Raw genomic sequence first — 16794 nt, 5'->3', positions numbered from 1 at the left:
GTTTTTTAAACAACAATACAACTGGGATTAAAAATAGGTTTACACTGTATCTATCTACATAGATTATTTTAACCTATAGCGATTTTTTAGTATAGTCAAATTACGCGCAGTGCTCCGATGATAACAAACCGACCGTAAAGTTTAGTTCGGTTTCCATAAACTTCCACATTAATTAAACTCCTATCTTTCCGCTGTCCTTTGAATCGACAGTACAGATTTTTACTTTGACCCTGAATGCAGCTATAGATTTGTTGTTCAACAAACTTACGATTGTCTAGGCATACGAGTTCAAGAACAGATTCTAATGAGATCAGTTCTCCAAAAGTATAGCCAAAAGTTTCGGCTAATCTGGGATTGACGTATAGAAAATTCCCTTCTCCAAACAGGATATATATGCCAATTCGGGAAAATTCTTTCTCGCTGAAGGATTGAGTTACACTTTGACCCGATTGAGCGGTTGTTTTCTGTTGATCCTGCTTTAATTCTAAGTCCAGTTCTTGCTGCTGACGTTCATGATAAAGCCGAGCATTGTCAAGCACCAATGCCATAGATTCTGCTGTAATTTGCATTAGATGAGCCGATTCCGGGCTAAAGTGTCCAGGTTGTGAGTGAGTTAATGTGAGAATTCCTAAGACTTCTTTACCCATTAAAATCGGAACGCCAAGGGCGGAGCGAACGGTGTAAGGTTGATTCGGTAAGGTCAACCACCGCTCGTCCTCGATCGTATCAGTAATGAGTCCCAGTTTGCGGTGACGATAGACCCAACCCGCTAGACCTTTATCCAACACTTGACCAATCAGCCGTTGCTTTTGTCCTCGTAGCGTCGCACCACGAGCTAAAATACTTTCGGTGACAACGCCATGGGTATCAAGTAAGAACAAACTACTGGATTCGGCACGAGTTAGCTTGGTGCCAATGGTCACAATTTGTTGCAACATGGCTCTAACCATCAGAGTCCCCCTCGCCGCTTGCAAGGTTGTGGCAAAGGTTCTCATGAGCTGATGTTGGGCATCAAACGCCATTTTAGTCATTTTCAGTTTAATCACTTGTCGGCGTAGTAATGCGACTTCTGCCATGAGTTGTTCGTAGGACTTGTTGCGATCGCTCATTTGTACCTCTATCCATTCAATGCACCTGCACTCAAATCCTTTGACACTCCCCCGGTTAAAACGCGGGGGATTCTTCCTTCACAGGGAGGCAGAGTTTTACATCTTCCAGGATGGAGCCTTTACCCTCCAGAAGCTTAACCACCGTATGCCCTACGGCTTCCAGTCCTCTAATTTCGACTACCTGAGCGGCTGCGACATCGCGATCGGCTGTATACCCGCAATGCTGACACTTGTGTACCCGCTGAGAAAGTTTCTTTTTGCCTGTCTCTTTTAAGCACTTGGGGCAAGTCTGACTCGTTCCACTAGCGGGTACTTTCTGGAAGTACACACCAGAGAGGATGTTTAAAAACTGACCCCAACCTGCATCTAAACAGCTTTTAGCTAGCATCCCACGCGCTAATCCTTTTAGGTTGAGTTGTTCTTTTCCTAGTGCAGGGAACACGAATGACCGCATTCGTCCAGCTTTCTTGAACCGTGGAAACCCGCGCCCATTTTTCCACATCCCCTCAAATGCTATCTGTAATCGCTTGAGGGTTTGTTGTAGCACTTGTGAGTGTACCTGCTTAAGTGCAGGGATATTCTTTTTGGCTTGAGTTAAATTCTCACACTGACTAGAATAATTAGGCGCTGGTGCATCTACTGAAATGATGTATTCACTTTTAATCGAGCAAGCGTTTACCTGACATTTACGACTGTTCACCCAATCTTTGCGTTCAGCTAATGCGTAGTTATACACTTGGCAACATTGCTCTAGCCATTCCTCAAAGGTGGCTATCTGAGCGCTAGTTGGTTTTAGTTTAAACTCGTAAATTAGGTTAAACATTTGCTCGACCTCCTGCAATTTTTGCTAATACTATAGCACAGTCTTAATTGAGTGTTGTCAGGATGAAATAGACTGGCAACTAAAGTTGCTTGGCTAGATGCCTCGCTCGGTTTCATCCCCTGGTTAAAACACAGGGGAGCCTGCACCTTCGCTATTCTGTAAAAGATTTGATGGGTTTTCTGGGCTCACGTCGCTGCTACCCTAAAATGAATAGCACTGAAAATTTGCATTAGGGAATCACCGAAACCTTTGATATACCGTAGGGTGGGCATTGCCCACCAGCATACCAGTCAGTGGCATTCACCCTAAAATGCCTGAATCCATTCTTTCACATCGTACTCTGTCCAAATTCCATTTTGCCAATAGGGATCTGCCTCAATCAGTTGGCGCACGGTGGCTTCATCTTCAGCATCATAAACGCCAAAAACTTTGGTCAAGTCTTTAGTTGGACCAATCGTAATTAACACGCCGGATTCTTTTTGTTGAGTCAAACCATCCAGATGAGCTTGACGATGAGGAGCGCGTTTTTCTAATACCTTCTCACAATAACTTCCCCACATTACGTATTTAGGCATGACCAATCAACCGTGAACAAATGACAAATGACACTTAACTTCTCAGGCTAACACCAAATTTTTCCAACAAGGCGTCTCGAACCTTCTGGTGGGCTGATTCCACTTCTTTGTCCGTCAGCGTGCGATCGCCTGCTCGATAAATTAACCTGAAAGCCAGACTGCGCTGTCCTTGTGGCACTCGTTCCCCGCGATATTCATCGAATAATTGCACCGATTCCAATAAGGTTCCGGCGGCTTTTTGGGTGGTGCGTTGAATGTCGGCGACTGAGACAGTATCGGGTACAAAGAAGGCAATATCTCTGTCTGCGGCTGGAAACGTGGAGTAGACGGAAAATCTCGGCGTCAAGTTTTCATCTTGGACAAGAGCATTTAACATGACATCCAGGTCTAACTCAAACCCATAGACTGCATCAGGTAAACTCAATTGAGCTCTAAGCTGGGGATGCAGTTGCCCGAATCTGCCCAAGCGATCGCCTTGTATCCATAAGGCAGCGGTACGCCCTGGATGCAGGCGCGAATCCTGGCGATCAGGTTGATATTCCACGGTTAATCCTAAGCGTTCAAACACGCTTTCGATGATTCCCTTTGCCTCATACCAACTCATTGGCGCATCTTGTCCGCCTCTTGTCCATTTCCCCTGATTGGGATCGCCGCCCAAAATTCCCGCCACGCGATCGCTTTCGGCAAATCCGTCTTCGTCGCGCCAGAAAATTCGCCCGATTTCAAACCCGTTTAATACCCCATTCCCTTGTTCTAGATTGTATTGGGTGACTTCTATCAATCCTGAGAGTAAGTCTGTTCGCAGGGCGGAATATTCCACAAACAGGGGATTCGACAGGCTAATTTGCTCTCCTTTTTCTTCGGGTTTCACCAAGGAATATTGCAGCAATTCCGTTAATCCAGCCGCACGGAATGCTTCCCGAATCTTGCGGATTAAAACCTGGTCAATCGATAGATAACCCGGTTCGGTTTTCGGGGGTAAATCTTCACAAAACTTATCATAGCCGTAGAGACGGGCAATTTCTTCAATCAGATCGATTTCCCGTTCTAAGTCTCGGTAGCGGTAGGGGGGAACTGTGACAATCCATTTCATCGCCTCGTCGGATTCCACGAACTGAAGTTGACATCCCAACGCCGTGAGAATGCGTTCAACGTCATCGGGCTGAATGTCACCAATCTCATCACCCAAATCCACTGGACCTAATACCTGATTCACCCGTTCTAGGCGTAATTCAATCGATCGCACCCAACTGTCTGGATCAGGGCGGGTATCGGCTACTTCTTGGACAATCGGCTTACCCTGGGCGAGTTCCTGGATTAACGCGATCGCTCGTTTCGCCGCAATCCCTAATTCCGCTTGATTGACCCCCCGTTCATAACGGGTGGATGCCTCAGTACGTAAGCCTTGAGAGCGGGCGGAACGACGGATGGCAACGGGTTCAAAGAGGGCGGCTTCTAGAACCAGATTCTCTGTTCCATCATGGACTTCGGTTTCCTCACCACCCATCACTCCTCCCAGCGCCACGGGACGATCATTGGCGGTAATTAACAGAGTTTGGGAATGAAGGGTGCGGGATTGACCATCTAGAGTGGTTAGGGATTCCTCTCCCTTAGCAAAGCGAACGCCGATGGTTAAGGATTTGTCACCTGTTACTTGTTGTAAGCGATCGCGGTCAAAGGCGTGGAGAGGCTGACCCCATTCCAACAGAATATAGTTGGTAATATCCACAACATTATTAATCGGTCGCACGCCTGCGGCTTGTAAACGCTGTTTTAACCAGATTGGCGATGGTTGAATTTTCACGCCTTCAATAACTGTACCGATATAAGCAGGACTTGCTTTCGGGTCAGCAATTTTCAACGTCAACCCGCCAGTACCTTGAGGAATCGTCAACTCCGGCGTTTTAGGCAAGTTCAAGGATGCGCCAGTCAAAGCAGCAACTTCACGAGCCACCCCAACCATACTCAACGCATCCGCCCGATTCGCCGTTGCGGTCAAATCCAGGATCACATCCGTAAGTCCGAGGAGGGGACGAGCATCACTCCCCACTTGTAGCGTCTGTGCCTCAAAGATGTGAATTCCTTCCGACTCTTTTTCCAAGCCAACTTCTGCCAAGGAACAAATCATGCCCTCGGAACGTACCCCCCGCAGTTTGGAGGAGCGAATTTTCAAATCAACCGTGGGCAGGTAAGTGCCTACCGTTGCTACAGGGACATAAGCCTCTGCCCGGACATTCGCCGCGCCACAGACAATGGTGACTGGCTCATTGGCGTCTCCAATATCAACTTGAGTGACTCTCAGCTTATCGGCATTGGGGTGAGGCTGAACATCCATAACCTTCCCCACAACTACGCCATCGGCTAACTCTCGCTGATCCTCAATATCCTCAACCTCAAATCCAGCATTGGTGAGAATTTCCGCAATTTCTTGGGGAGCTAGGGTCACATCTACCACTTCCCGCAGCCAATTTAAAGAGATACGCATTAATTTCTTGCTTTTACCGACCTCAGCTTAGATGCCGTTCCGTTACTTTTGATCTAACTATACCCGATTTGTCATTTGTCATTTGTCATTCGTCATTCGTCATTTGTCATTCGTCATTTGTTAGGGAACAGAGAACAGAGAACAGAGAACAGAGAACAGGGAACAGAGAACAGAGAACAGAGAACAGAGTTTGAGTTAACCTCCCCCATCTCCCCCATCTCCCCTATCTCCCCCATCTCCCTCATCTCCCCTATCTCCCCTATCTCCCCCATCTCCCTCATCTCCCCTATCTCCCCTATCTCCCCCATCTCCCTCATCTCCCCTATCTCCCCCAGCTCCCCAGCTCCCCCAGCTCCCCCTTGCTTGCCAAACTTTACCAGTTCTTCACAAACAGAGGACAATCTTTATCAAGACTTTATCCAAAAAAGACTCAAATCAATGCGTTATTTGGGCATCTGTGCCTAAACGACAGGGTAAATTAAGATATCCTGTAGATAGATAAGATTGCTTACCAAGGCTTACCAAAGCGAGGGTGCATTCGGCGGTGCGTTTCCCACTAAAGTTAACTATAGATCTTAACAGATTAAGCCGGGTGCTTCGATCACAATTGAGAAAGCTTTCGTCCTAGCCCGGACAAACGCCCCATTGGTGATGCTGAATGAGCTACTGCCTAAATCCTGACTGTCCTCAGCCCAAAAATCCGCTGCACGTCACTAGCTGTCAGGCGTGTGGTCATCCTATTATGTTGCGAAATCGCTATCGTGTGCTAAAAACCATAGGTCAAGGCGGATTTGGCGCTACGTTTTTAGCCAGAGATGAGTCTCTTCCTGGCAATCCCAGTTGCGTCATTAAACAACTTCGTCCCGCAACAAACACATCACAGGTTCTGGAAATGGCTCAAAAGCTATTTGAGCGAGAAGCCAGAACCCTCGGCAAGATTGGCAATCATCCTCAAGTTCCCCGACTGTTGGATTTTTTTCAAGACAATCAGCAGTTTTATTTGGTACAGGAGTATATTAGTGGACTCACTTTACAGCAAGAAATTAAACAATGTGGTCCCCTCTCAGAAGCCGGGGTCAAGCAATTTCTGAGTGAAGTTCTCCCCCTGATTAAATATATCCATAGCCAAGAGGTGATCCACCGGGATATCAAACCGGCTAATTTAATTCGACGAGAGCAAGACCGAAAACTGGTCTTGATTGACTTTGGTGCGGTTAAAGATGAAGTCAACCAAGCCGCCGTTGCCAATACCTCGGATCAAACCGCCTTGACAAATTTTGCCATTGGGACTCCCGGTTTTGCTCCGCCGGAACAAATGGCATTGCGACCAGTTTATGCCAGTGACATTTATGCTCTCGGCGTAACTAGCGTATATTTACTCACCGGAAAATCGCCAAAAGATTTAGATTACAATCCCTCAACTGGTGAAATGGTCTGGCGTAAATCTGTGCAAGTCAGCGATCATTTTGCGACTGTGTTGAAAAAAATGCTGGAGGCTTCTGTTCGTCATCGCTATCAAACGGCAGAAGAGATTCTCAGAGCGCTGGACTTAGAACCTTATTTTGATAGTTTGGTTCAAGGAATGGCAATGCCGACCTCTGGGCTATCGAATACAAATACAAATGACAATTCCACCGAAGTTCAAGAGGTAGACTCGACCAGTTCTCCTTCCTCTCCTTCATCGGCGACCCAGAAGTTAGCGGCGGCGATTCGTAAGCGTCGTGAACGACGGGAACGTAGTCGTCCAGGTTCTCCCAACACCATGGGTAATGGTAATCCCCGCAGTCAATTTATATCGAGGTCAGTGACAGAAATTCATACAGGGAATATACCATCCAGCCAAAGTTTTGCCGCCAGTAGACCCAAAAAGCTTGATGCTAATGGTGTGTTAACGGCATATATGAAAGGTCGGAGAGATTTTGCTTCCCATGATTTAAGTGGGTTAGATTTACAAAAATCGGATTTATCTGGCGGAATTTTTTACCAGTCCAAGTTAACTCGCATTAATTTACAAGGTGCTGATTTATCCAGTGCTGATTTTGGTCAGGCAAGCTTAACTCGGGCAAATTTGCGAGATGCCAATTTAGGACGGGCTTATTTGAGCAATTCGGATTTAGAGGGGGCAGATTTACGCGGGGCAGATTTAAGTTTTGCTTATCTGAATCATGCCAATCTGAAGGGGGCAAATCTCTGTGGCGCGAATCTTGCCAATGCCAAAATTACGGAGGAACAGTTAGCTTTAGCTAAAACTAATTGGGCAACAATTATGCCGAATGGCAAGCGAGGTCTTTGGTCATAGTCATTTGTCATTTGTCATTCGTCATTTGTCATTCGTCATTTGTCATTCGTCATTTGTCATTTGTCATTAAGCTAATATCAGTACCCCTACAATTGATAGTGGTTGGCTTCATGGAACTCAATGGAACTTGATGATCTTGTGCGACTCAATCGCGTCATTCGCGTCATTGGCATGGAGGCTTTATCAGCTTTATCAGGAGTATATTAGAACATTTGTACTGTAACTACGCCAGAGCGTACTGCTATAACTTCCCCATCTCCCTTATCTTCCCCAGCGTCCCCCGCTCCTCCGCATCCCCCATCCCCATACCCACAAGCCTTCTCTGGAAAAAAAAATAGTGACAATCGCCTGGGGATCTGATAACAAATACTGGTGGCGGTTACAGGTACAATTGGGCGATGTGAGACCTCCTTGGGGATAACGCTCACAACTCCCCTAATTACAACCTTCTCCCCCTGTCTCTGATATCCCCGACCTATCCAGACCTATAGTCCGATTAGGATGGGGAGTTAGGACTGTTCATCTCAAGTGTTGCTGGCTTAATAGGTAGTATCTTGGTGGATAATCGTTATTTTGTTTATGAAGTCGTTGGTTTGCGGCAGAGTGCAGCTACCGACACCCTCAACTACCCGATTCGTCGGAGTAGTTCTGTCTTTATCAGAGTTCCGTACAGCCGCATGAACCAAACGATGCGGCGAATTTCCCAATTAGGTGGCAAGATTGTCAGCATACGAAGCCTAACTCTTAACACAGAGGCTCAGAGTTCCTGCGCTTGGTGGGTAGAAATTGTCACCGCAGAACCTGCGGTCACTTACTACTTTGGACCTTATGATACTCCAGAAGCAGCCGCGTCTTATGAAGCGGGTTACATTGAGGATTTAGAACAAGAGGGCGCTCAAGGGATCGCAGTGACGGTTAAATGGTGCAAGCCCGAAAACTTAACAATTTTTTAAGCTCCCTGGGTCAGATCGTGTCAATTTTGACTAGAATCACGGTGATATTGTCCCGTCCGCCTTTTTCTTTGGCAGCGGCAATTAGGTTAGCGGCGATCTCTTCGCCATCCCCATTGGACTGGAGATGGGACGCGATCGCGGTATCCGAGAGTTCCTCAGTCAGTCCGTCGGTACAAAGGAGCAGGAAATCTCCTGACTGAATCTCCATGGACTCGACATCAACTGACTTTAAGTCCTTGCGACCTAGACATTGGGACAACACATGACGCCAGGGATGCGTTCGCGCCTGTTCTGGAGTCAGATCCCCAGCTTTCATGGCGCGTGCGACCCAGGTATGGTCATCCGTCATTTGTTCGAGTTTTAATTGTCGCCATCGATAGAGGCGAGAATCACCCACATGAGCCAGCCAAGGCTGACCTTTACGGAAGATGACCACGACAGCCGTCGTGCCCATGTCTGCCCGTTCGGGATGCTTTTTTTGATCCTCTAAGATCGCCTGATTAGCATCGTAGAGGGCTTGTTCCAGTAACTTTTCCGAAGGGACTGACTCTAGCCATTGCCGCTCTAAACGTGCCTGAATGACCTCTGTAGCCAGTTGGCTGGCTTCCTGTCCCCCAGCATGACCGCCCATGCCGTCGGCGACAATGAAAAAGCGTCCCTTCGGATCGATGTAGTAATAGTCCTGGTTTACGGTACGAATTAAGCCCGGATCAGTGAGACCCGTAAAGCGACATTTCATAAAGTTTGTGCTAGCGTCAATAACCTTATGGGAGTTATAACATGCGATCGTATCGGTCGAGCCTTCGGAGTAAACGAATTAGGGCAAAAGCGATCGCGGCGGCGACTAACGCCACAACTAATGCCAGCCCGACTTGACCATTAACAAATAAGATCGTAGCTGACAATGTGAATGCACTGAGTAGTAACGCATAATTTGTTCCTATCTGAATGCTACTCATGCGGCGCAAGATCCGATCCGACTCGATCGAACGAACCCGTAGACGTATATCTCCCCGTTCTAATTTTTCAATCGTATCCTCAATCCGCCGAGGTAATCCCAACGCCGTACTACTCACTTGAGCCGCTTGGCGTCCCAATTCATTCAAGAATGTATTACCCTCAGGGCTATTACCGTTAGTCATGATTTGCAGAGCAAAAGGTTTTGCCACTTCCATAAAGTTAAATTCTGGGTCTAAGCCCTTGCCCACTCCTTCCAAGGTGGAAAACGCTCGCATCACAAATGTGAAGGTTGCCGGAAAGCGAAATGGCTGACCATAGGCAATTTCATACAGATCATCGCTAATTTCACTCACCGACTGTTGTTCAAAGGGCTTATCCATAAAGTGATCCAGCATATACTGGATCGAACGCCGCACCGGACCCATATCATCAACGGGAGACAGGGCACCTAATTCTACCAGAGACCCGACCACTCGGTTGGCATCCTTTTGGGCAATGCCAAAGAGCGTCTCCATCAACTGTTCCCGGACATTCGCCTTAATCCGCCCCATCATACCGAAATCATAAAAAATCAGTGACCCTTCCGGACTAACTGCTAGATTGCCGGGATGGGGATCGGCATGAAAGAAACCGTCATTGAGCAACTGCTGTAGGTAGGCTCTTGCCCCTAGTTGAGCCAGCAGTTTCCGATCCAATCCAGCGGCTTCTAGTGCCTCGTAGTGACTAATCTTAATTCCTGGAGCATACTCTAGGGTTAAGACTCTATTTGAGGTATAGCGCCAATAGACACGCGGAACTTTTACCCAATTATAGGTGCGGAAATTGCGGCGGAAGGTATCGGCATTGCGACCTTCATTAAGATAATCAATCTCTTCCCAGAGAATACGACAGCATTCTTCATAAATGCCCATCCAGTCTCGACCTCGACCCCAATCGGGGTGATTTTGGAAGTAACGGGCAATCCCCTTGAGAATTTGTAGGTCTATCGTAAATAGTTTCCGCAAGCCCGGTCGTTGTACCTTAACCACAGCCTCTTCTCCACTGTGGAGTTGAGCTTTGTGGACTTGTCCTAAACTAGCTGCTGCCAGAGGAATCGGATCAAAATTGCAAAAGAGTTCGCTAACTGATTTGCCTAAATCCTGCTGGACAATTGCCTCGACTTGATCGTAATTAAAAGCCGGGACGCGATCCTGTAGTTTAGACAGTTCCTCTACATATTCACCAGGGAATAAGTCAGACCGAGTTGAAAATAGCTGTCCCACCTTGATGAAGGTTGGACCTAACTCTAAAAACGTATCTCGAATCCAGATTGCCTGTGTCTTACGACGAGCCGCCTGTTTTGCATCGGTCATGCCCCCTGGATAGCTCCAAGGTTTGCCGTTGAGCCACAACTGGAAGAGGAGGGTTAAAACAAATGTCCAAATATCGACAAATCGTCGATGTCGGGAATAGTTTTCCCGATTCCAACGATATGCCTTGTCTTGGTTTATCCCTCTTAGGGAACGTGGGCTAGACACCTGGCGTTCCTTATATTGCTTGAGGTTGACATAGTTATCAGAAACAGCAGACACCTAGATTCCTGAATGATGGTCTCCTCTTAATCTTAATAAAAATTCAAAATCTTTGAAAGCTAAGAACACCCTAAGCGAGTATCTGTAATACCAAATCTGGGTTGACTACCCCCTTTTGGGTAGAGACAAGGCAGATGGCTCTAAGGCAGATGGTAGAAGGCTTCAAGGAAAAATTACTCTAGGGATTGATGTGTTGATCAACTCCATCAAAAATCAGGGTAAGGCGGCTAAATCCTGACCGCCGCTAATTATCCATTGACCCTATCGGGTACAAGCGTAGGATGCGCGGCGAAATTTTGCTCAAATCAACTCACTGATTGATTGCGATAGAGCTGTAGTTCAGTCCGCAAGCGAGCAATTTCAGCTCGTAACTCGTCAATAGTAGCTTGTAGATCAACGGATTGAGAACCAGTCGAAACAGTAGTACTAGAAGAGCGATCGCCCATAGCGATTTCCATTTCCTGTTGCGCCCTTTCCATGACTTGCTCAGTAAACTCTTGCAAATGCTCTCGCTGTTCAGCATCAAATTTGCCAAGTTCGCTAAGAGCATTCGTTAAGGAGTCTTCTACGCGATCGCCCAGAGTTTGAGCTAGCGATCGTCCGACAAAAAAGGCATGAATGACTGGATTGCTCATTGGGAAAATATTGTGGGTATCTGTAACGAATTATAACGTGCTTAAAAGATTGGCGGATGGCGGAGAGCTTTTGAAGCTGGGGGAGACAAGGGAGAGGGAGCAGATGGGGCGGGTTTAGTCGCATCCGGATGAGGTGAAAAACGAGAATATTGAAACCCGCCTCTACAAACCAGGTTCCCAACTAGCGCAGCAAAGGTTAAAACATTCCCTGTTCCCTGTTCTCTGTACCCTTTTCTCTGAGAAATTTTGGAGATTCGGAAACGGGCCAATCGCTACGGGGAGGAAAGGTTTGTTGGGTATGCAAAATCGTTGCTCCAGGTTCACTTGGTTGATTTAGTCGTACAGCACAACCGAATCCAATACCGGCTGACGCCGCGATCGCTCCTGTCATGAACAAGGCTCGTAAGGGTATTGAGGCTTTGGTTTTGGGAGTGTTGATTCTTGATTGTTGATTGTTGATTGTTGAGTTGGGCTGGTTTTCCACTGGCTGAGTGATTATCGGTTCAGGAACAGCAACAGACTCCTGAAGGGGAAGCTGCTTTAGCCAAGTGTCTATCGTTTGGGGACGGTTGTTGGGGATGAGTTCTAAACCGTACTGTAATGCTTGTTGAATGGTGGGACTCAATTTAGACGGGGCTGGCTGAGAGGGTGAGGAAAATAGACAATCGTTTCCCCTGGCTGATAATCTCTGTCGCACAGGTGCAGGTAAGGGAGGATATCCGGTGAGTAAGCAGTAGAATGTGGCGGTTAAGGCATAGATGTCAGTTTGCCGCGTTGTTGTGTTTGTCAAGGTGTTGTGTTCTGGAGGAGAATAGCCAGCCGATAGGAGACTAGCGTAGGTTTGTTGGACGCCTGGGGTGAATTCATAGAGCATCCCCACCTCACATAACACAACGCGATCGCTATCCTGACGCCGAATAATGTTTTTGGGTTGGATATCTCGGTGGAGTAATTCTACTTGGTGTAAAACCTTTACCGCATCGCTGATTTGACGGATATAGTTAATCGCCTCAGCCTCTGACAAGGAAACCCCTTGCAGAACGTCTGCCAATGTCTGTCCGGGGATATATTCCATAACCAAGTAGGGATATCCCGTGTCCTCAAAATAGTCGATAACGCGGACCAGATGAGGATGTTGGCAGTAATTCAAGCGTTTGGCGATGTCTAAAAATTGCTGCTTGAATTGATTAACGTTTGCATGCTGGCGCAGCCCTTCACCTAGGGTTTTGATCACAACCGATTGACCTAACTCTGTATCGGTTGCTTTGTAGGTGAGACTGAAAACACCCTCACCCAGTTGGGTACTGAGAACGTATTTCCCTTGGTTTAAAGTCCGTTCTGCCTTCAAGTTCATAAAAATTCACTCCCCACAAGCACAAATAATGCTATAGCCTAGATGGAGTATATCCAAATTTAGTTGGCTACAGTCCCTGAATAAGCTAAAGTGGCTTAATTTAAGTTAAATCACTCCGTTAATTCATGGGGTGGGGAGAGGGAACAGGCAATAGGCAACAGGCAATAGTTTTAAACCTCTGGTAAAATTCGGCGCTTACGGAGGCGAAAATCACAGGATGAGTTGGGTTTCGTTCCTGATGCTGTTGGCGAAATAATTTGTTACCTAAAATGAATTGCATTCTGTAATCAGTAAAACATGCGGCGAAGCGAGATGTAATTTTCAGTTTTTGGTCTAAATCGGCAATCAATGTTAACCCCGCATCTGATGTTACGGCTCCGAGAGAGGAAATCGTTTGAGCATCAGTTACTTTGATTGGAGTAATCCTGTCTCAGCAAGTTGAGTCTATGAAGGAAGAATCACCGCCCTAAAAGTGCGGTGATTGTCAACAAACTCTTACAGCGTTCCACTTACGGTTTGAGCTTAAGTCGAATTAAGCTAGCTCAGTATAGGGAGTATATCTAGACTCATAAGCTGCCTCTTGACCGTAGGAAATTTCTACATGGTGTCCATTAGGATCTCTTAGGTAGGCTGCGTAACCAGTTGGAGGACCATAATCCTTAGGTCCCTCAAGTAAACAACCCTCTTTGCGAGCAAGTTGGCAGAGCTGATCTACTTGTTCACAACTGACACAAGCAATACCAATATGAGTCGGTGGCAAGATCGGCTTAACCTCTTCTTCCTCCAGTAGAGCTAGGGCAAAGGGTCTGATATTGTCGGACATCCAAACAGTACCTGGTTCTACGCGCAAGCGCACCACTGACATCTGACCGTACTTAGCGTAGAAAGAAATACTGGCATTAAGGTTCGTAACAGCTATAGCTAAATGAGTGAAGGCTGATGTTTTAGTCATTGCAGATCCTGTAGTTTTATTGAGACTATCCAAAACATTTTGAGTAAATACGGGTAATCCAAAGTCAGGTCGATAACCGTGAATGGTATCAGGAGCAAGCTGCTTGATTAGGAAGACTACCTCCCCAGTTACAACTTGACCAGGAACTAAAATGGGGCAACCCGGTGGAGTCGGAATAATGAATGTAGATGAAACTATTTCTCGCCCAGATGTCATTATCTCATCTATTTCATTATCTAGCTTGAGATATTCTATTTTTTCTTCGTCCAAACCCATGAAGTAGGCACTCCGCATATCGCCTTGCCCCGTTGCCGGGTGAGAACGGAAGCCGGAGTAAAACTCGCTGCTTTGAGGCAAAGAAGGCAAATTCAGTGTTAGCTGTTGCAGCTTGTTTTCAAATAATTTGATTTCCACTTGATTGTATTGGCGCAATTCCTGCTCTAAGCCTTCAGCAATTTTCTGCAGACAATCAAGCAAATATGTTACGGAACCCCAGGTTGTCCCAATATTAGTCATTAATAAAACGGTATTGAGGGAAATCTTGTTCAGCTGAATATTAAACTGTTCCATCAGTACCGAATCCTGGAAAGTGTTGCTCTCGATTCCTGTTTTGCCAATGTACAAAGTCAGCCGCGTGGGGTCCAGAACAAATTCATCATCCTCCCAGGCTTGCTCGATACGCTGGAACGTTACTTCTGGAGCTTCCTGAGTTTGGTAACTCAAGAGACCTGATGGGCGATAGGTTTCAGGAATCAACTCTTCAGGAGTAAGTATCTTGAAGTATTTTCCTAGCAATGGATGAGTGTTAACTTTCTCCCGCACGACCATTGCCATATCAATTTGGGACTGAACCAATTTGAAGCCTTCCAACTCAATTTGTCGCCGAGCTAAATCCAGAGAAGCCAAAATTTGGTAATTCGGGGACGTGCTGGTGTGGGTCATGTAAGCCTCTAGAAAATCAATTTCCGACTTACGGTTGAAATCCTCGTCCCAGATGTGAATCATGGATGATTGACGCAGGCCAGACAAAGATTTATGTGTTGATTGGGTTGAGTACACCCGAATCTTGACTTGATCTGGATCGGGTAAGAGATGTTGGTTCAGCCCGGTATCATCATCCTCTGGATCAAGCCGATCAAATTGTTCCTTAAAAGCTGCATACTCCTTTCGGTATTGGGGACTGTTATAGCGAGTATAAAGGTCACTGGCAGCTTGCATTGCTGTCCGTTCTCGATAGGTTGAGGTGCAACGAGCAAAGGCAAACCAGGCTTCGTCCCAGAGGAAAACCATATCTGGCTTGATTGCCAGTATTTCTTCCATGAATTGCTTAACGTTGTAAACAATACCATCAAAGGTACAGTTTGTGAGTAACACCATTTTCACCTGCTCCAATTGCCCCGACCGCTTGAAGTTGAGTAATTGTTGCTTGATTTCCTTTAAAGGGACAGCACCGTAGATATTGTATTCTTTTAGAGAATAGGCATTGAGGTAAAGGGGTTGAGCACCTACTAAGACGATGCCGTAATGGTGAGATTTGTGGCAATTCTGGTCAACCAAGACAATATCCCCTGGAGTCACAATTGCTTGCAAAACAATTTTATTCGCAGTTGAAGTACCGTTAGTTACAAAAAAAGTTTGCCTGGAACCAAAGCTTTTTGCTGCTAAACTTTGAGCTTTCTTCAGGGTACCAGTGGGGTGCAATAATGAGTCTAATCCTCCACTGGTTGCTGAAGTTTCTGCTAAAAATAGATTTTGACCGTAGAACTCTCCCATATCCTGAATCCAATCAGACTTAAAGATGGAATTTCCCCGGGAAATGGGCATGGCATGAAATACCCCTGTGGGTTCTTTGCTGTAATTTATTAAAGCATCGAAGAAAGGGGTTTCGTAACGTTTTTCGATGCCTTGAATAATACTTAAGTGTACTTCAAGATAGTCTTCCTGGTTATAGAAAACGCGGCGGAAATTCTGATGCGTCTCAGCATCGACATCAACTAAGGATACATCGCTCAACAAGTATAAATCCAATTCTGGACGTAACTTATGTAGAATCGCACCTAAAGCAAGACCTCTCGGTTGGTAATATTCCTCGGCTAATTCAGCTTGTTCTAACCCACTCATGTATTCTTCGAGCAGTGACAAACGATTGTTTGAGCGCAGGGGAAAGTCGTAGCCGATCACACAACATTGAATCGTGTGATTTAACATCAAAGCTGTTAGGGCATTCTCCAAGTTATAAACGACGATTATCTGATAAATAAACTTGTCTGTGGTCGAGGCTATTTCTGCAATTTTGTGGTGTAATTCTTTTTCTTTTTCTGGTGTCATGTCGTCTTCGACAAATAAGACGGTGAAATAGAGTTGATTAGAGTTTTTATTATATTTATCGACGGATATAATTTTATGTCCATCTTTCTGTTCACCTCCAAAAATATTATCAATGTATTCTTGGGCATACAGTTCAGAACGGCTAGACATCAAACCTATAATTTGAGCGACTTCCCAGGAAAGTCTGGAATATTCCTGGCGCTCAAAGTGCTGCTGCAATCGTCGAAATGCATTTATCCCCGGAAATTTCCAGTAGAGTTCGAGGGGTTCGATAATTTTGAACCCAGCTGCAATTTTTTCCTTTAATGTGGAGATATCCTTGCCACAGGCGTGAAGAGATTCCAAGCGATCTGTTGACAATTTCAGTTGGCTCCAGATGTCAACACGCATTGGTAAGGTATTTTTATAAGTGCTGATATATAAGCAATCAAGAATGCGAGTACATGAGTTTTTGGACACAGTTATATTTGATTTCATTATATATTACGTCGGCTGGATGCAATTTGCGTATTATTTATTATAATATTTAAGTAGTTGGTGTCTTTATAAATTTTTGTAAACACACTAAAAACACTTGTAAGTAGGTAGGGACAGTTAAAGGCGGGCGGTGGTGATCGTCATTCGTCATTCGTCATTCGTCATTCGTCATTCGTCATTCGTCATTCGTCATTCGTCATTCGTCATTCGTCATTCGTCATTCGTCATTCGTCATTCGTCATTCGTCATTCGTCATTCGTCATTCGTCATTCG

Annotated in this window: 15 protein-coding genes; 4 read left to right on the top strand and 11 right to left on the bottom strand. The window is 45.9% G+C overall.

All coding sequences use genetic code 11. The features are described from left to right. Positions 1–95: 95 nt before the first annotated feature. The 5 genes from RIG27_RS01460 to RIG27_RS01440 all read right to left on the bottom strand — a co-directional run bounded on the left by RIG27_RS01460 (position 96) and on the right by RIG27_RS01440 (position 5393). Positions 96–1109, bottom strand: a complete 1014-nt coding sequence (locus RIG27_RS01460) for a GAF domain-containing protein (RefSeq protein WP_446340814.1) — start codon at positions 1107–1109, stop codon at positions 96–98. A gap of 55 nt (positions 1110–1164) precedes the next feature. Continuing rightward, entirely contained in the window at positions 1165–1932 is a 768-nt protein-coding gene (locus RIG27_RS01455; protein ID WP_446341765.1) for an RNA-guided endonuclease InsQ/TnpB family protein, read from the bottom strand. Positions 1933–2237: 305 nt separating this feature from the next. Continuing rightward, entirely contained in the window at positions 2238–2507 is a 270-nt protein-coding gene (locus tag RIG27_RS01450) for a YciI family protein (RefSeq protein ID WP_446341763.1), read from the bottom strand. Between the two features lie 34 nt (positions 2508–2541). Beyond that, positions 2542–4992 (bottom strand): phenylalanine--tRNA ligase subunit beta, encoded by a 2451-nt coding sequence (gene pheT / locus RIG27_RS01445; protein ID WP_446341761.1) that lies wholly within the window; start codon positions 4990–4992, stop codon positions 2542–2544. 113 nt (positions 4993–5105) lie between these two features. Continuing rightward, a complete protein-coding gene (locus RIG27_RS01440; protein WP_446341759.1) occupies positions 5106–5393 on the bottom strand; it encodes a hypothetical protein in 288 nt (95 codons plus the stop codon). Positions 5394–5650: 257 nt separating this feature from the next. Here RIG27_RS01440 and RIG27_RS01435 point away from each other — a divergent pair, with 257 nt between their 5' ends. The 3 genes from RIG27_RS01435 (at position 5651) to RIG27_RS01425 (ending at position 8244) form a co-directional block, all read left to right on the top strand. Then, positions 5651–7291 carry a protein kinase domain-containing protein gene (locus RIG27_RS01435; protein ID WP_446341757.1) on the top strand — a complete coding sequence of 547 codons (1641 nt, stop codon included), beginning with the start codon at positions 5651–5653 and terminating at the stop codon, positions 7289–7291. After that, positions 7282–7422 (top strand): hypothetical protein, encoded by a 141-nt coding sequence (locus RIG27_RS01430; protein ID WP_446341755.1) that lies wholly within the window; start codon positions 7282–7284, stop codon positions 7420–7422. Before RIG27_RS01435 ends, RIG27_RS01430 begins: the two co-directional genes overlap by 10 nt. 426 nt (positions 7423–7848) lie before the next feature. Beyond that, positions 7849–8244 carry a DUF1816 domain-containing protein gene (locus RIG27_RS01425; RefSeq protein ID WP_446341753.1) on the top strand — a complete coding sequence of 132 codons (396 nt, stop codon included), beginning with the start codon at positions 7849–7851 and terminating at the stop codon, positions 8242–8244. A gap of 10 nt (positions 8245–8254) precedes the next feature. On the opposite strand, the gene RIG27_RS01420 is transcribed toward RIG27_RS01425, so the two are convergent. Beyond that, positions 8255–8983 carry a Stp1/IreP family PP2C-type Ser/Thr phosphatase gene (locus tag RIG27_RS01420; protein WP_446341177.1) on the bottom strand — a complete coding sequence of 243 codons (729 nt, stop codon included), beginning with the start codon at positions 8981–8983 and terminating at the stop codon, positions 8255–8257. Between the two features lie 34 nt (positions 8984–9017). Next, positions 9018–10721: an ABC1 kinase family protein gene (locus RIG27_RS01415; RefSeq protein ID WP_446341184.1), complete on the bottom strand. Its 1704-nt coding sequence runs from the start codon at positions 10719–10721 to the stop codon at positions 9018–9020. A gap of 169 nt (positions 10722–10890) precedes the next feature. Between RIG27_RS01415 and RIG27_RS01410 the strand changes: the two genes are divergently transcribed. Then, positions 10891–11013 carry a hypothetical protein gene (locus tag RIG27_RS01410; protein ID WP_446341751.1) on the top strand — a complete coding sequence of 41 codons (123 nt, stop codon included), beginning with the start codon at positions 10891–10893 and terminating at the stop codon, positions 11011–11013. Between the two features lie 67 nt (positions 11014–11080). Here RIG27_RS01410 and RIG27_RS01405 read toward each other — a convergent pair whose 3' ends face one another. The 4 genes from RIG27_RS01405 to RIG27_RS01390 form a co-directional block, all read right to left on the bottom strand. Continuing rightward, a complete protein-coding gene (locus tag RIG27_RS01405) occupies positions 11081–11410 on the bottom strand; it encodes a DUF6825 family protein (protein WP_446341749.1) in 330 nt (109 codons plus the stop codon). A gap of 196 nt (positions 11411–11606) precedes the next feature. Next, positions 11607–12764 (bottom strand): serine/threonine protein kinase, encoded by a 1158-nt coding sequence (locus RIG27_RS01400; protein WP_446341747.1) that lies wholly within the window; start codon positions 12762–12764, stop codon positions 11607–11609. 118 nt (positions 12765–12882) lie between these two features. Beyond that, positions 12883–13044 carry a hypothetical protein gene (locus tag RIG27_RS01395; RefSeq protein ID WP_446341745.1) on the bottom strand — a complete coding sequence of 54 codons (162 nt, stop codon included), beginning with the start codon at positions 13042–13044 and terminating at the stop codon, positions 12883–12885. 252 nt (positions 13045–13296) lie between these two features. Further along, on the bottom strand, positions 13297–16434 hold the full coding sequence (locus tag RIG27_RS01390) for an aminotransferase class I/II-fold pyridoxal phosphate-dependent enzyme (RefSeq protein ID WP_446341743.1): 3138 nt from the start codon (positions 16432–16434) through the stop codon (positions 13297–13299). Positions 16435–16794: the final 360 nt, after the last annotated feature.

Source organism: Coleofasciculus sp. F4-SAH-05 (genome assembly GCF_040222985.1).
Taxonomy (GTDB): domain Bacteria; phylum Cyanobacteriota; class Cyanobacteriia; order Cyanobacteriales; family Coleofasciculaceae; genus Coleofasciculus; species Coleofasciculus chthonoplastes.
The sequence above is the reverse complement of the archived record's forward strand: the minus strand, read 5'-3'. Positions and strand labels throughout refer to the sequence as shown.

Excerpts from the sequence above, each read along its gene's own strand:
- RIG27_RS01460 (WP_446340814.1), bottom strand. The coding sequence starts at position 1,109 with ATGAGCGATCGCAACAAGTCCTACGAACAACTCATGGCAGAAGTCGCA.
- RIG27_RS01455 (WP_446341765.1), bottom strand. The coding sequence starts at position 1,932 with ATGTTTAACCTAATTTACGAGTTTAAACTAAAACCAACTAGCGCTCAG.
- RIG27_RS01450 (WP_446341763.1), bottom strand. The coding sequence starts at position 2,507 with ATGCCTAAATACGTAATGTGGGGAAGTTATTGTGAGAAGGTATTAGAA.
- pheT (WP_446341761.1), bottom strand. The coding sequence starts at position 4,992 with ATGCGTATCTCTTTAAATTGGCTGCGGGAAGTGGTAGATGTGACCCTA.
- RIG27_RS01435 (WP_446341757.1), top strand. The coding sequence starts at position 5,651 with ATGAGCTACTGCCTAAATCCTGACTGTCCTCAGCCCAAAAATCCGCTG.
- RIG27_RS01420 (WP_446341177.1), bottom strand. The coding sequence starts at position 8,983 with ATGAAATGTCGCTTTACGGGTCTCACTGATCCGGGCTTAATTCGTACC.
- RIG27_RS01405 (WP_446341749.1), bottom strand. The coding sequence starts at position 11,410 with ATGAGCAATCCAGTCATTCATGCCTTTTTTGTCGGACGATCGCTAGCT.
- RIG27_RS01400 (WP_446341747.1), bottom strand. The coding sequence starts at position 12,764 with ATGAACTTGAAGGCAGAACGGACTTTAAACCAAGGGAAATACGTTCTC.
- RIG27_RS01395 (WP_446341745.1), bottom strand. The coding sequence starts at position 13,044 with ATGCAATTCATTTTAGGTAACAAATTATTTCGCCAACAGCATCAGGAA.
- RIG27_RS01390 (WP_446341743.1), bottom strand. The coding sequence starts at position 16,434 with ATGCGTGTTGACATCTGGAGCCAACTGAAATTGTCAACAGATCGCTTG.